At 42.5% G+C, this 15224-nt stretch carries 14 protein-coding genes; 12 read left to right on the top strand and 2 right to left on the bottom strand.

Going from position 1 to position 15224, the window contains the following annotated elements:
• Positions 1–8 precede the first annotated feature (8 nt).
• The 11 genes from leuD (at position 9) to NSQ43_RS14935 (ending at position 11068) form a co-directional block, all read left to right on the top strand.
• Positions 9–593, top strand: a complete 585-nt coding sequence (leuD, locus tag NSQ43_RS14985) for a 3-isopropylmalate dehydratase small subunit (RefSeq protein ID WP_339251475.1) — start codon at positions 9–11, stop codon at positions 591–593.
• A gap of 333 nt (positions 594–926) precedes the next feature.
• Positions 927–2207 carry an isocitrate lyase gene (gene aceA, locus NSQ43_RS14980; RefSeq protein ID WP_339251473.1) on the top strand — a complete coding sequence of 427 codons (1281 nt, stop codon included), beginning with the start codon at positions 927–929 and terminating at the stop codon, positions 2205–2207.
• Between the two features lie 13 nt (positions 2208–2220).
• Positions 2221–3831 (top strand): malate synthase A, encoded by a 1611-nt coding sequence (aceB, locus tag NSQ43_RS14975; RefSeq protein WP_339251471.1) that lies wholly within the window; start codon positions 2221–2223, stop codon positions 3829–3831.
• Positions 3832–3846: 15 nt separating this feature from the next.
• Positions 3847–3963 (top strand): YhfH family protein, encoded by a 117-nt coding sequence (locus NSQ43_RS14970; RefSeq protein ID WP_339251469.1) that lies wholly within the window; start codon positions 3847–3849, stop codon positions 3961–3963.
• Positions 3964–4077: 114 nt separating this feature from the next.
• Positions 4078–5244 (top strand): alanine--glyoxylate aminotransferase family protein, encoded by a 1167-nt coding sequence (locus NSQ43_RS14965; RefSeq protein ID WP_339251467.1) that lies wholly within the window; start codon positions 4078–4080, stop codon positions 5242–5244.
• A 207-nt stretch (positions 5245–5451) separates the two neighbouring features.
• Positions 5452–6690: a hypothetical protein gene (locus NSQ43_RS14960; protein WP_339251465.1), complete on the top strand. Its 1239-nt coding sequence runs from the start codon at positions 5452–5454 to the stop codon at positions 6688–6690.
• A 26-nt stretch (positions 6691–6716) separates the two neighbouring features.
• Positions 6717–7904 carry a hypothetical protein gene (locus NSQ43_RS14955; protein ID WP_339251463.1) on the top strand — a complete coding sequence of 396 codons (1188 nt, stop codon included), beginning with the start codon at positions 6717–6719 and terminating at the stop codon, positions 7902–7904.
• 18 nt (positions 7905–7922) lie between these two features.
• Entirely contained in the window at positions 7923–8816 is an 894-nt protein-coding gene (locus NSQ43_RS14950; protein WP_339251461.1) for an ABC transporter ATP-binding protein, read from the top strand.
• On the top strand, positions 8788–9510 hold the full coding sequence (locus NSQ43_RS14945; RefSeq protein ID WP_339251459.1) for a hypothetical protein: 723 nt from the start codon (positions 8788–8790) through the stop codon (positions 9508–9510). The genes NSQ43_RS14950 and NSQ43_RS14945 overlap by 29 nt, the downstream gene beginning before the upstream one ends.
• Before the next feature lie 176 nt (positions 9511–9686).
• The gene (locus NSQ43_RS14940; protein ID WP_339251457.1) at positions 9687–9860 is read left to right on the top strand and encodes a hypothetical protein; all 174 of its coding nucleotides are present in this window, start codon (positions 9687–9689) and stop codon (positions 9858–9860) included.
• Between the two features lie 128 nt (positions 9861–9988).
• Positions 9989–11068: a CapA family protein gene (locus NSQ43_RS14935; protein WP_339251455.1), complete on the top strand. Its 1080-nt coding sequence runs from the start codon at positions 9989–9991 to the stop codon at positions 11066–11068.
• A 27-nt stretch (positions 11069–11095) separates the two neighbouring features.
• Here NSQ43_RS14935 and NSQ43_RS14930 read toward each other — a convergent pair whose 3' ends face one another.
• Complete coding sequence (locus NSQ43_RS14930; RefSeq protein WP_339251454.1) at positions 11096–11989, bottom strand: C40 family peptidase; 894 nt, start codon at positions 11987–11989, stop codon at positions 11096–11098.
• Between the two features lie 366 nt (positions 11990–12355).
• Here NSQ43_RS14930 and NSQ43_RS14925 point away from each other — a divergent pair, with 366 nt between their 5' ends.
• Positions 12356–13459: a glycosyltransferase gene (locus NSQ43_RS14925; protein ID WP_339251453.1), complete on the top strand. Its 1104-nt coding sequence runs from the start codon at positions 12356–12358 to the stop codon at positions 13457–13459.
• Between the two features lie 178 nt (positions 13460–13637).
• On the opposite strand, the gene NSQ43_RS14920 is transcribed toward NSQ43_RS14925, so the two are convergent.
• Entirely contained in the window at positions 13638–15212 is a 1575-nt protein-coding gene (locus tag NSQ43_RS14920; protein WP_339251452.1) for a SulP family inorganic anion transporter, read from the bottom strand.
• Between the last annotated feature and the right edge of the window lie 12 nt (positions 15213–15224).

Raw genomic sequence — 15224 nt, 5'->3', positions numbered from 1 at the left:
ATGATTTCATGAAACCGATTAATGAAGTGCAAAGCGTCATGACTCCGCTTGACCGGAAAAATGTCGATACAGACCAAATCATTTCAAAGGAATTCTTGAAGCGAATCGAAAGAACTGGATTCGGAAAATACCTTTTCTATCATTGGAGAATGAACGCGGATGGCACAGAAAATAAAGAATTCGTTTTGAACGATGAGCGTTTCAAAGGCTCTATGATCCTTGTCGCTCAAGAGAATTTCGGTTGCGGTTCTTCAAGGGAGCATGCACCGTGGGCGATTTTAGACTATGGATTTGAAGTAGTCATTGCACCTTCATTCGCGGATATTTTCCATAATAACTGTTTCAAAAACGGTTTGCTTCCGATTAAACTTGAGATGGATGAAATCGAAGAGTTGTTGGCAAAAGGAAAGTCAGCACCATATGAATTGGAAATAAACCTTGAGCAGCAAACTGTTACAGGTGAGGATGGGAAAGTCTATTCATTCGACATTGATCCTTATTATAAACAAATGTTGCTGAACGGCTGGGACGAAATTGCCTTGACCTTCCAGTACGAAGCACAGATTGCGGAGTATGAAAAAAAGCATGCTTAAGTAGAAGACCGTAGACGAAATCTGAAAAGACGATTTCGTTTATGGTTTTTTTATCGCGATTATTGATTTGCATGCTTAAACTCAAGGAATTTTGTCTGCGTCCATTTTTATGCGCTCAAGTAGTGTAATCCCACGCTCAAGAATCGCGCTCCCCGCGCTCAAGAACCCGCTCCCTTCGCCCAAGAACTCACCCCCGCGCAATACAAACCACATACATAGGCACTTCCACAAACTGATTTGTTACTTTCCTACTGTACCACAACAAGTGGAATCGAAATACATTACTATATAACAGACTATAACATTTATCATCGAAAGGTGTGGAATGAATTCATGGATCGTATTGAACAGGTGAAGGAACTTGAGAAAAGCTGGCGCGAGGATGAAAGATGGGCGGGAATTGAGCGGGGGTATAGTGCAGACGAGGTCGTAAAGCTTCGCGGTTCTGTATTAATTGAACATACATTGGCGAAAAAAGGGGCGGAGCGGCTTTGGAAATCGCTGCATGAAGAGGATTTCATCAATGCGTTGGGGGCGCTGACGGGGAATCAGGCCGTCCAACAGGTGAAGGCTGGTCTTCAGGCGATTTACTTAAGTGGTTGGCAAGTGGCTGCGGATGCAAATATGGCGGGCCATATGTATCCCGATCAAAGTCTTTATCCGGTAAATAGTGTGCCGAATGTCGTGAAACGCATCAATCAGGCGTTGCAACGTGCGGATCAAATCGATCATGTGGAAGGAAGAGAGGACGGGTTTGATTGGTTTGCCCCAATTGTCGCCGATGCGGAAGCAGGATTCGGCGGTCCTTTGAATGTGTTCGAATTGATGAAGGCGATGATTGAGGCAGGTGCGGCTGGTGTCCATTTCGAGGATCAGCTTGCTTCGGAAAAGAAATGTGGACATCTTGGCGGAAAAGTGTTGCTGCCAACACAAAATGCTGTCCGGAATTTGATATCTGCGCGGCTTGCCGCGGATGTCTTAGGCGTGCCGACAATCATCATTGCACGTACCGATGCGGATGCTGCGGATTTGATTACGAGCGATATTGATGAAAGAGACCATGCATTCATTACAGGTGAGCGCACACCGGAAGGGTTTTTCCGTACTAAAGCCGGCATTCATCAGGCAATCGCCCGAGGTCTTGCCTATGCTCCGTACGCGGATCTCATCTGGTGTGAAACATCCACGCCTGATCTTGAGGAAGCGAAGCGGTTCGCGGATGCCATCCATGAGAAATTCCCTGACAAAATGCTTGCTTATAACTGCTCCCCTTCATTTAACTGGAAGGCGAACCTTGATGATGAAACGATTGAGAAATTTCAGCAGGAGTTAGGCAAGATGGGGTACAAATTCCAATTCGTCACACTTGCCGGCTTCCATTCATTGAACCATAGCATGTTCGAGCTGGCGCACAGCTATAAGGACCATGGAATGGCGGCGTACTCGAAGTTGCAACAAGCGGAATTTGCGAATGAATCGAAAGGGTACACAGCGACTCGCCATCAGCGCGAAGTGGGGACAGGATATTTCGACGAAGTGGCACAAATCATTTCAGGTGGAACTTCTTCCACAACTGCGATGAAAGGTTCAACGGAGACGGCGCAGTTTAGATAATAATAAGGAAAGGATGGTCGAACTGGCTTCTGAAAATTTGCGTTTTAATATAGATGTCCTCGGTGAAATAACTGCCGGAACGGAAGAAATGCTGACTCCGGAAGCGTTGGAATTCTTATATAGCCTGCATGATACGTTCAATGGTAGACGAAAGGCACTTCTTGAAAAAAGAAAAGAACGCCAAGAGCTTCTCAACAAAGGGCAAAAGCTTGATTTCCTTGAGGAAACGAAGTATATCCGGGAGGGGGATTGGACTGTTGCGCCCATTCCCCGTGACTTGCAGGATCGACGTGTAGAGATTACTGGGCCGGTGGATCGGAAAATGATCATCAACGCCCTGAATTCAGGCGCGAAAGCTTTCATGGCGGACTTAGAGGATGCGACTTCGCCGACGTGGTCAAATATGATCGATGGGCAAGTCAATCTGAAAGATGCTGTTAGGCGGAGAATCGAGTTTGAACAGCCGTCGAATGGCAAGAAGTATTCATTGAATGACGAAACTGCTGTTTTACTTGTTAGAACGCGCGGGCTTCATTTGGATGAAAAGCATATTTTAATCGATGGCGAACCGATGGCCGGGGGGCTTTTCGATTTTGGACTCTTCTTTTTTCATAATGCGAAGGAGTTAATCGCAAGGGGGACGGCGCCGTATTTTTATTTGCCGAAGCTGGAAAGCCATTTGGAGGCAAGATTTTGGAATGAAGTATTCGTTTTCGCGCAGGAAAGGCTTGGAATTCCGGTAGGGACGATACGCGCAACGGTGTTGATCGAAACAATTACGGCTGCTTTTGAAATGGATGAAATCCTTTATGAATTGCGTGATCATGCGGCGGGACTGAATTGTGGACGCTGGGATTATATTTTCAGCTTCATTAAAAGACTTCGGAACGATCCGGATGTCATTTTACCTGACAGAGGGCAAGTGACGATGACGTCGCCTTTCATGCGGGCGTATACACAGCTTTGCATCCAAACATGCCATAAGCGCAACGCCTTTGCCCTTGGAGGGATGGCCGCGCAAATTCCAATTCGGAATAACCCGGAGGCGAATGAAGAAGCGTTCCGGAAAGTTGCGGAAGATAAGTGTCGGGAAGCGACGGACGGACATGACGGTACTTGGGTTGCTCATCCGGGACTTGTCGCTGTTGCAATGAACGAATTTGACAAGCAAATGGAGAGACCGAATCAGGTGCACCGAAAGCGTGAGGACGTAAAAGTGTCGGCTGCTGATCTGCTTGAAGTGCCGACTGGGACGATTACCGAGGAAGGATTAAGGATGAATTGCAGTGTCGGCGTTCAATATATCGCTTCCTGGTTGAAAGGAAATGGCGCTGCGCCGATCAATCATCTGATGGAGGATGCCGCGACTGCTGAAATTTCCCGTTCACAAGTTTGGCAGTGGATTCGCCATCCTGAGGGGAAACTTACAGATGGAAGGAAAATCACGTTTGATTTATTCCATAAAGTTTTTGAAGAGGAAATGGAGAGCTTGAAAGTGGCGGTCGGCGAAAAGGAATTCCGCTTTGGAAAGTTTAAAGAAGCGAGCGAGTTGTTTGTTAAGTTGACGATGCAAGAGGAGTTCGAAGAGTTTTTGACGCTGCCTGGATATGGGATTTTACAGTAAAAGGAGGGGTTCAATATGGAAACTCAAACAAAGTCAGCGAAGACATGCGTGGAATGTGGATGTGAAATTGTGGAGCAAGTCGAGTCTCTACTATATGAATGTGAGCGCTGTATCGGAAAGTATATAGAATGACAAGAAGTCCGTTTCCGATAAATGGAAACGGGCTTTTTGATAACATTATAAAGAGGGTATTGTCGACCCTATAGCGAATGAATGAATTAGAGCATAAAATAAGGGGGATTCAGTATGCGTAATGAAGAAATGCTTTTGATACCGGGACCAACTCCGGTTATTGACTCAATTTACGATGCTATGTCAAGTGAGACAAGAGGTCACACGGATCCAAGATTTGTCGAGATTTACAAGCGCTCAATCGAAAGGACGCGCGAAATGTTCAAGACGGATGGAGAGGTATTCGTCGTTTCCGGGTCCGGAACGATCGGGATGGAAATGGCGTTAGTCAATACGGTCGCTGCAGGTGAGCGATTATTGATCATCAGCCATGGATATTTCGGAGACAGATTCATCCAGTTAGGGAAGGCATTCGGGATTGAGATTGATGTTCTTCAAGCGGAATGGGGAAAACAGGTAAATCCTGCTGAAGTGGAACAGAAATTATCGGAGAATACATACAAGGCGGTGACGATTACTCATGCTGATACGTCGACCGGTGTAGCGGCCGATTTGGATGCCCTTGTGCCGATCATCAAAAAACATGGTGCCCTTGTCATTTTGGATGGCGTCTGTGCGACGGCCGCAATGGAGGAGGATATGAGCAAGGAATATAGTGGACCGGGGAACAAGATTGACGTCGTTCTGACAGGCTCACAAAAGGCGATTGGCGTTCCTCCGGGATTAGCGATTGTTGCTTTCAATCAAACCGCTTTGGATGCACGTGAGAAAATGGCGCAAATTCCGGCGTATTATTGCGACATTAAAAACTGGATCCCGATCATGCAAGATCCTTCAAAATACTTTGCTACGCCTCCGGTGAACTTGATCTATGCTTATGATGCCGGTATGAAGTTGGTTATGGAAGAAGGATTGGAGAAACGATACGCGAGACATACCGCTTTCGGAAGAGCTGTCCGCGGTGCGCTACGCGAATACGGGATGACGCCATTGGCAGAGGAGGACGTTGCTGCATCGACATTGAGCTGCATCCTTTATCCTGAAGGTGTGAATGATGCAGAATTCCGTAGTGCATTAGGCAAAAAAGGCATAATCGTAGCTGGGGCCTTGGCTCATTTAGGCGGCAAAGCGTTCCGTATCGGGCATATGGGGAACACGACAGAAGAAATGCTTATTTCAGCAATCGAAAAAATTGGTGAAACATTGAATGAAATCGGTCATGAAGTGACAATTGAAAATGCAGTTAAACGCTTCAAAGAATCCGTTTCTACGGGCGTATAATTGAAAAAAGCCATCCTATTCGCATGATGAATAGGATGGTTTTTATTTCATACACTCCAAAATCTCATCAACTCATGCAAAGGAATTTGGTATTTTAAATTTCCGGAAGCTATTGAACTGTTGAAATATCGAATGTATAGTAGGGTGTGATTGAGGATTTGGAAATAATGGGGAATTATAATATACAAAAAAAAGAGGGGAAGCTGTGTGAATCGAAATTATATTAAGCATGAATTTCTATTAACAGCAAGAAGCAGACGTACGATTCCTTTTGTTTTCTTCATGACGGTTTTATTGTTTAGCTACTGTTTAATTTTATGGCCGTATGCGGATACGAAGGAAGCATTTAATGAAAAGGAGAGCGATGAGTACTTAACTTATTTGGAGAACCAGCAAAATCTATGGGAAAGTATCGGGAATACTGGCCTGGTTTTTGATAGGAAACGCATAGACGTTTATTTTCAGGTAGGTAATCCTGTTTATGCGACAAATGCCTATAATTATGATTTGTTTTCTGGTATGTCACAGTCTTTTGAGGATAGAAACTTTGAGCGCATGCTCCAATTAAGAGTATTTCATCTACAAAATAATCCGGATGAATATCTAAAGGACCGATTCTTATTCCCGAAAGCTCCATTTCCCATTAAAGATCGGCAACATGCGTATCAACAAACAATGATGAAGTATCAAGATTATCTCATTAAAGATCACCCTATCACCTATGGTTTGATGTACGAGAAAACCGGGTTGCAAACATTGCAGAATTTCCTTCAGAACTATGGAATGTATATCCTGTTATTTTGCGTTGTTTATTTAAGTAGTGACATTCTTTCAAGGGATCGAAAATATCAGGCCGTCCTTCAAGGATTGCCGTTATCTTGGTATCGCCAACTGAATTTGAAATCACTGGCCGCATTTCTTTATTCCATGGCGTTCATTCTTTGCGTGATTGGCGTCGGAGTGCTTATCATGACGATTCAGTTCGGATTCGGACATTTTGACTTGAATATTCCGATCATGATTAAGCAAGATACGTTCACATACGAGGATTATAGTGCCATTTCGATGGCAGCTTATTTAGGGAAGACACTCATTGTCCTGCCACTGTTAGTCATCCTATTTGTACGGTTGAATATCATTTTAAGCTTACTTTTTAAAAATGAATGGATCGTCTTATTCATTAGCAGTTTGATACTGTTCTCTGAACGACTTTATTATAATCGCTCGTCAAGGGAATTGTTCGGTAAAGACATTGGTCTATTTCCGCAAACTTATTTTGATTTCGGGAAAATCATTGATGGGGAAAAGAATTTTTTGTTGAACACGGAAACTATTACTTATGCAAAGGGCATTTTAGTCCTACTCATTACATACCTCTTAATCGAGGTCATCCTGTTTATCGTTTCCCTTATCATTAATAAACGCCGATTCTATTTAGCGAGTTAAGAGTGGGAAAGGAGGAAGCACAAGATATGTTCTGGAAATACTTCTTATTTGAAATGAAGTTATTATTACTAAATAAAAAAAATTGGTTATTAGGATTAGCTCTCATTCTCTTTTTTCCTCTTTATTATACACATTATAGTAAATTGGAAATTGTTGAGCTTAAAGAAGAGGCAATAAAAAAGTCGGAAACATTCTATGAGGTTTTCAATTATTTTCCTGCTTCTGTTTGGCAAACCCAAGAAGGAAAAGAAATCTACGCCAATTTATTAGAACAATCGGGATTGTTATTCTGGCAAAGACTTTACTTAAGTAAAGATGTAGATAATCCTGATAGTTTTTTTAGTGCAGGACCTAATTATCAGAAGTTTTTTGAAACTGGGCTGAAGCTGAATGAATTGCGTCTTGATTTACATGAACGAGGAAATAAAGGAATTCATCGGGATCATATTGTCCCAATTGATGAAATACTAAAGGAAAATGCACTCTTCGAGTATCACAAAGAGCATGAAATTACCCTCGTGCCGGACCCGTTTAAAGCGAGCAATTTTGTACCGGTCGCTTTGAATATAGTAAGCGGTACATTGTTTTGCATTCTTGTATTATTAGCGGGAAGTAGCATGCTTGTAAATGATCAACTTCACCCTTCCGTTTTGTTCGGATTTCCTATTTCGTTCATGCAGAAGGCAATAAGTAAAGTAGGAGGACATCTTGTTCAAATAATGCTTTTTCTCTGTTTAGCTATATTGATAGGCAGTTATTATGTAGCGAACATAGCTGGATGGGGTGATTTTAGAACGCCTGTACTTATTTATCAGGACGCGGATTTTATCGCAATATCCATGCTACGCTATTTGTTTTACATGCTCGTGGCATTTGCATTAATTGCTCTACTACTTTTGTTAACGTTCCTATTAGTGAATCTTGTGACGAAAAACTTGTACGCGGCAATTGTAATTATCCTGTTCGTATTGCTGTCCCCACAACTTCTTCAAGTTGCCGGGGTGGAGACAAATTGGCTGTATCCGCTAAAATTCGTTGATATCGGAGCTGTTTTAAGTGGGGATGCAGCGAAGGAATATGGGATTGAAAAACTTGATTTTAAGCATGCATATAGTTGGCTTGTCGGCCTTAATTTGCTTGTGATGGCTATTTTATACGGTAGGAATAAGCTCATGCATATTCGAAAAGTGGAGACGAATGCCATTAAAATCTAGTTGAAAGGTTGGAAGAAAATGCTGAAATTATCAAATGTAACGATAGCTTATAATGATAAAATTGTGTTGGACTCGATAGATTTAACAGCAAATAAAGGGGAAATCATTGGAGTCGCAGCACCGAATGGAACTGGAAAGACGACGATGTTCAATGTGATGGCGAATTTTGTTAAGCCGGATTCCGGACATGTGTTTTTTGATGGGAAATATACGTACCGCAATGAAAAAGAAGAATTGCACATTCACCGGATGTTGGCGACATTTCCCGAACAAAAGGATCTATTTGAGGAGTTATCCGGCGTCGATCACATGAAGCTCTACGCAAATATGTGGAAGGGATCGACAAAGCATATACATTCCATCATTGACCGTCTTCATATGGGGCATTATGTGAAACGGAAAGTTCGAACGTATTCATTAGGAATGCGACAAAGATTATGTTTCGCTATGATGATGGCGGCCGACACACCAATTATGTTGATGGATGAAGTGATGAATGGTCTTGATGTCGAGAACGTAGCACTTATCTCCAAATGTTTAATGGAAATGAAGCAAGATAAGCTAATATTTGTTGCTTCGCATTTGTTGGCAAACTTAGACCTTTACGCCGATCGAGTTCTCTTTTTGAAAGACGGAAAGTTTGTTCATGAACACAAATTCACAGGTGAAAATGAAAATTATCTTAAACTGGACGTGAGTGCTGAACAGTACGATTCGATTAAATGTGAACTAAATTTACCAAACGGCCATATGTTTATAGCCAATTACTTATTATGCATCCCGTTAAGTGGAATGAGTGAGTCAGAACAAACAAAATGGATGGGCCGGATGCTCAAATATAATAAGGAAATGACAATCGGGCCATTAGGGACGGTGGAGTATTATGAAAAATATTATGCAAGATCAGTTTAAAGCCAAGGCAATAATTATTGCAGTTTTTGTCTGCACCCTATTTTTGTCAGGTTGTCATAATCTACATGGAAAGAAGTCGGAAATGATAAGAAGCGTGTATGCTGACAACTATGAAATTACAGGACCTGCAAGAGATAAAATCACTGGACCGATTCATCCGGCAATTTTTAAGACAGTAGATCGAAATAATGTTGGAGCAAAAAGGCAGTACGGACCGATGCCTTCAAAAAGGGGAGCAATGGTAACTGTTGAGGCTGGGAGATATGCATTGACTGGTTATCCATCAGGGAATATTTATATTTATGATAAAGATGATAACTTACTCCTTCGAGAAATCGTAGGGGAAAAAGTCGGGGCTCCTACATTAACCGCCGACATAGATTCAACGTTTTCAATCTTTTTCGACGGTGGATATAATACGGTAACGATCCAACCTGTAAAGACAGAGCTCTCCACTGAGTTGACCACAGGCATATGGGAGGTTGGGTTGGACATTGAACCGGGAGATTATACAATAAGCATTACGAATGGGCATGGTTTTGTACAAATTTTAGAAGAAGGAAAGGATCCCCGCCTATTTGAATTGATCGCAGGCGGATTGATAAACTCCAAAAGTCAGGTTCAGTTGAAAGAAGGGCAGAAGGTGCGCGTTTCAAAAGTTCCGGTTGTTTACTTTGAACCGGTGAGTGAATGAGATGGTGGAGTTCTCGTTAACCGTCGATGAGTTCTCCTTTATGTGGCAAGAGTTCTCGTTTCCCGTCGATGAGTTCTCCTTCCAGCCAAATGAGTTTCTCCTTTCCACTCCTTCGATTAAAAGATAGATTTAAGGGAATCGTAAAAGGGAGACCATAATCGAAGGAGTTGTTCAATATGAAAGACGACCGTTTCCAAACGAGTGTTGGCAAGGAAGACAACGGATTCACCGGAATGCCGAATGCAAAATTTCCCGACTTCGAACCTGAACAAGATGCCAAGAAGCAAGTGATGCAATTTCAAAATTCCACGGAAGCAAGGAAAAGTCCACCGACAAGGGACAAGAATTAATCATAGAAACCTATACGCATTATTAACGAATGCGTATAGGTTTTTTTAATGAGTACTTCCGTAAACTTGTCCCCTGAAGTATAGTGGAAATATATGTTCTTTTTATAAAGCAGACAGGGGATAGTTTATTGAGAAGGATCATTATGTTGTTCTTAATGACGGGGTGTTTTTTAACGGGGTGTTCGCAAAAGGAAGAAATAATTGTTCCGGGTGATTTTGCCGCAATTCAATCGAATCCATCAGAGATTGAGATGCAATTGATATACTCGGAAATCACGGTTGGTATGGTAGGTGACATTCTTTTACATCACCCCTTATATACATACGACAACTATGATGCTTCATTCAGTGCTGTCAAAGATAAAATGACAGGCATCGATTTTCTGATAGCCAATCAGGAATCCTTGCCGGGCGGTGCGGAGTTAGGATTATCGGGCTATCCGCGGTTTAATAGTCCCAAACATATTATTCGAGATTTGAAGGCAAACGGTGTAGATTTGCTGTCCATCGCGAATAACCATACGATGGATAAATCTGAACAAGGTTTGCTGAATGCAATCAAATATATGAATGAATACGGGATGCCGTACGTTGGGGCATATGAAACTGCTGAGGATCGCGCCCGAAAGCGGATTTTCAATGTGAAAGGAATACAAATCGGTGTTTTGAGTTATACATATGGTACAAATGGATTGCCTGTTCCGAGAGGGAAAGACTATATGGTTTCATTTATTGATAGGGAACAGATGGAGGTTGATATTCGAGAGATGAGAAAAGAGGCGGATGTAACGGTCGTTTCAATCCATTGGGGCAATGAATACGCCTTGCAACCTTCCGAGTACCAGCAGGAACTTGCCGACTTTCTTGCAGCGCAACAAGTGGATATCATTTTCGGCCATCATCCGCATGTTCTTCAGCCGTATACTGAAATAGGAAAGACAAAGATTTTTTATTCATTGGGCAACTTCTACTCCGCTCAACAATTTGATTCCACATACATCGGCGGAATTGCGGAATTGACTGTAGCTAAGGGGCAATACGGGGCAAGGAGTTTTGTTGAAGTGAGGAACTCAATTTTCTATCCAACAGCTGTTGTTCGCGATAAGGATAGAAGGTTTGTAGTTGTTCCTCTGCAGGAGGATGCGGTTAGTTTCAATGCACAATGGGTGGAAATGCATGTTGGATTGCCGAGGGAAAATAAAAAGTAGAGGGTAAGATTTCCCTCTACTTTGCTTTTATTTTGAAAGTCTATTAATAAATAGTTTAAATTCATTTGAAGTAACATTTTTAGTCGTCCCGTAAGTTCCGTCGGCATAGCCTGCGGTCAATTCGTTTACGAAGAGCGTGTTAATGTAGTCATTTGCCCAGTTTGATGTGGAGACGTCCGTGAAAGGGGTTGTCCCAGATACAATCGGGATATCGAATGCCCCGACTAAGACTTTGGCAAGTTCACTTCTTGTCAAATAGTCATTCGGATTGAACTGTCCTGCTGAATTTCCAGAGAAGATTCCAGCGTCTGCGACTGCAGCAATGACGTCAAATTGCGGATGTGATGTTGAAATATCAGTGAATGTCACTTCGTTTGTAGTGCTTGACAGATTTAATTCTTTTGCAAGGATTTCAGCGATTTCAGCTCTTGTCGCGTATTGAACTTGCGGGATGGATGCAATTTTAGTTTCCGCCGAGAAATCTTTCACCCGACGCGCTCCGATATATCGTTTCCCCCAATATGCAGGGTCGTTGATGGAAGAAACCATTACACCTCTACTTGTTGAAGCATGAATGAATTTGCTTGAACCAATGTAAATTCCGACATGTGAAACTCCGCGTCCTGATGTGTTAAAGAATACAAGGTCACCGGTTTGCAAATTGCTTTTTGCAACGGCTTTTCCAATGGAATATTGTTGGTCTGTAGATCTTGGAATCGAAACTCCTTCTTTTTCGAAGACGAATTGTGTATAGCCGGAACAATCGAATCCGGAAGTTGTCGTCCCACCATATCTATAAGGCGTTCCCATATGAGCTTTTGCGCTCGTTACGAGAGATGCAGACGTGCTTGCAGAGGCCGTGGATTGGGCGGACGTTGAGATTAATAGGCATGCAAAAACCGCAAATACAAGTCTTTTCATATGTTTCTCAATTTCCCCTTTCGCACATTTCTAAAGGTGTGCTTTGTCTGTGAACTCATCCTAACACTTTTAAACCCCTATTTTGGTTACAGTCACATTACGTTACGATTACAGCTGACAAAGAACACTAAAAAGCCTTTATTACCAACGATTTTAGATGATGAATAAATTCAGGGAATCAATTAAAATAGCTTTTTCGACATAATAATAGACGAAATACTGTAATTCTATTAAGCTTCTTGTAATATGTCAGTAATAATGCTGGAAAACATATGCAAATTGTTCAGGGATTTGTTGTATATGGTATAATTGTCGATAATTCATCGTGAAAAATGACTATGAAATTTAAAGATGGGATGAAAATAGATGCAAAAAATAATGATATTCAGCAATATGTATCCGACTCAAAAACACCCGACATACGGTATTTTTGTGAAGAATCAAGTGGAGCTTTTACGATCCAAAGGGCTGGATGTAGAGATTATTGCAATCACGGATCCGGGAAAAGGCAAGATTGCCAATTTGAAGAAATACATTGTCTGGTTTATGAGGTCAATGATGCACATGATGGGTGATACGCGGAGAACTACATTGACACATGCGCATTACGCTTTTCCAACAGGCGTTATTTCGTTGATAGGGAAAAAGCTGTTTCGTTTGCCTTATGTCGTCACGGTCCACGGCGGGGATATCGACAAGATGGCAGCGAAGAATGAAAAAATTCGTGCTGCTACCGAGAAAATTCTTCAAGGTGCGGACGCGGTCATCGTAGTAGGGGAACGACTGAAGAAAGACGTTATTGAGCGGTTTGGTGTGGATCAAAGTCGTGTGCAAGTGATGAGCATGGGGGTTGATACAGAAGTGTTCAAACCGATGCCGAAATCTGAAGTTAGGCGGGAACTTGATATTCCGGAGAATGAAAAAACGCTTTTATTCGTCGGAAATATGATTGAGGCAAAAGGCGTCCTTGAGCTGGTGGAAGCTTTCAAAATTATCCAAGAAAAGTACCCGAATGCCAAACTTCACATGATTGGGTCCGATAAAGACGAAGCATTTATGCATATTTTTGCCAAGCGTTTGCTTGATAAAGATGTCAGGATCATTCATCATCTGCCAATGCCACAAAAGGAAATTGCGAAATGGATTGCGGCGGCTGACGTTTTCGTCCTCCCTTCCCATCATGAAGGGTTCGGCCTTGTAGCTCTTGAAGCAATGTCAGTTGGTACGCCTGTTGTCGGCACTGATGTCGGCGGGCTATCGTATTTACTTGCGGAAGGAGCAGGGATTTTAGTTGAACCAAAGAATCCAAATTCTCTTGCGGAAGGCTTAATTCAAGCTTTGTCTGAGCCGGAAGAAAATAGGAGTAGTGTGATGCAGCGTACTGCGGCAAACCACTCCTATGAAGTGATAGCAAAACGATTAGTGAAGATATATGAAGAGATTGAGAAGACGAGAAAGAAGAAATCCTGAAGCCGGAAAAAAGCCGCCACACGCGTTATAAGTGTGGCGGCTTTTTGTTTGTTTTCACAAGGGCCCATTCTTCCGCGCTCAGGGTCCATTCTTTTGCCCAAGGGCCAATTCTTCCGCGCTCAGGGTCCATTCTTTTGCCCAAGGGCCAATTCTTCCGCGCCCAAGGTCCATTCCGCGGTTACATAAAGAAATTCTCTTCTCCGATTCGATCATACAATCCGCTCTTTTTAAACAATGATACTTTCTGCTTTGGTAATTTCTTAATGATGATTTTCACTTTCTTTTTATTTGCATCGTCCAACAAAGCGGATAATGCAGCCTCGCCTGTAGCGTCAATCATTGAGAGATGTTCAAAGTCTAAAATGACTGTACCAGTTCCTTTTGATAAGATATCAGGCATTTTGTCCTCGAACGCCTTTGCACTTCCGAAAAATAAAGGGCCATCAAAGACAAACTTCGTTACATCTTCTCCGAACTTATGAATCTCCACATCTGATAGTTTCGCAAGGGAGATATTCAACTTTCCGCTCATCTTCCGCAAGAATGACAATGCCGCAAGGAGGATACCGATTTGAACGGCTACCGTCAGATTGATGAAAATCGTAAGCAAGAATGTTGTTACAAGGACGATCGAATCACTCGACCGTACAGATAAAATATGAACAAACGCTTTCCTTGCGCTCATATTCCAAGCAACAAACATTAGAATAGGAGCCATCGCTGCCAATGGAATATAAGAAGCGTAAGGTGCGAACAGCAAAAGGAATAATAGTACGAACACACTTTGAACGATTCCTGAAACAGGACCTACTGCACCAGAACGAATATTTGTCGCTGTCCGGGCGATTGCGCCGGTTGCAGGAATTCCGCCGAATAATGGTGAAACGATATTGGCGATTCCCTGTCCGAATAGTTCTCGTTTTGAATCATGCTTCGGTCCTTCCTTCATTCCGTCCGCGACGACAGCGGACAATAGCGATTCGATTGCGCCTAAAGCAGCAATTATTAAGGCAGGTTGCCATAACGTTACTAATTTCGATAATGTGATTTTAGGGAAGGAGAATTCCGGCAACGTTTGCGGAATTCCACCGAACGCTGTACCGATTGTATCGACTTTTCCGGGATACAATAGAACAGATATGATAGTTGGAATTAATAATGCGACAAGTAAAACGGGCAGTCGTGGAGCTAATTTTGGCAATATGAAAATCATCGAGAGGCCGATGACAGCTGTAAGGACTGCATAAATATTAATTGTATGAAGGTGTTTCGCCACATCGATCATATTCTCATGGAAGAATTCCTTGCTTTCCAAACCCGTCAGTCCGAAGAAATTCCCGAACTGGCCTGTGAATATAATGATTGCGATACCTGAAGTAAACCCAATCGTAACGGATCGGGGCACGAAATGAATGAGATTACTGACACCTAAATAACTCATTATGACAAGGAAAATACCTGCAAGGAATCCAGCAATCAGAAGATCCTCATAGCCATATTGAAGGACGATTGCTAGAAGAATGGGGATGAATGCGCCAGTTGGTCCCGCGATTTGGAAACGCGAACCTCCAAGTAATGCAACGAGGAAACCTGCAATGATTGTTGTGTACAATCCATATTCGGGTTTGACGCCTGAAGCAATTGCAAAAGCCATCCCTAGTGGAATGGCTACGATACCTACAGTGATCCCTGAAAGTAAATCTTTCCGAAACTTAGGTGCATTATAATCAACAAACCGCTGATCTTTGAACAAATTGGGTCCCTT

The sequence above is a fragment of the Sporosarcina sp. FSL W8-0480 genome (assembly GCF_037963765.1).
Lineage (GTDB): Bacteria > Bacillota > Bacilli > Bacillales_A > Planococcaceae > Sporosarcina.
Note: the sequence above shows the minus strand (reverse complement) of the source record. Positions and strands in the feature narration are given on the sequence as shown.

Bases quoted from the DNA above. Each gene is read 5' to 3' on its own strand.
- aceB (WP_339251471.1), top strand. From the start codon at position 2,221: ATGGTCGAACTGGCTTCTGAAAATTTGCGTTTTAATATAGATGTCCTC.
- aceA (WP_339251473.1), top strand. From the start codon at position 927: ATGGATCGTATTGAACAGGTGAAGGAACTTGAGAAAAGCTGGCGCGAG.
- leuD (WP_339251475.1), top strand. From the start codon at position 9: ATGAAACCGATTAATGAAGTGCAAAGCGTCATGACTCCGCTTGACCGG.
- NSQ43_RS14970 (WP_339251469.1), top strand. From the start codon at position 3,847: ATGGAAACTCAAACAAAGTCAGCGAAGACATGCGTGGAATGTGGATGT.
- NSQ43_RS14965 (WP_339251467.1), top strand. From the start codon at position 4,078: ATGCGTAATGAAGAAATGCTTTTGATACCGGGACCAACTCCGGTTATT.
- NSQ43_RS14950 (WP_339251461.1), top strand. From the start codon at position 7,923: ATGCTGAAATTATCAAATGTAACGATAGCTTATAATGATAAAATTGTG.
- NSQ43_RS14930 (WP_339251454.1), bottom strand. From the start codon at position 11,989: ATGAAAAGACTTGTATTTGCGGTTTTTGCATGCCTATTAATCTCAACG.
- NSQ43_RS14945 (WP_339251459.1), top strand. From the start codon at position 8,788: ATGAAAAATATTATGCAAGATCAGTTTAAAGCCAAGGCAATAATTATT.
- NSQ43_RS14925 (WP_339251453.1), top strand. From the start codon at position 12,356: ATGCAAAAAATAATGATATTCAGCAATATGTATCCGACTCAAAAACAC.
- NSQ43_RS14940 (WP_339251457.1), top strand. From the start codon at position 9,687: ATGAAAGACGACCGTTTCCAAACGAGTGTTGGCAAGGAAGACAACGGA.
- NSQ43_RS14955 (WP_339251463.1), top strand. From the start codon at position 6,717: ATGTTCTGGAAATACTTCTTATTTGAAATGAAGTTATTATTACTAAAT.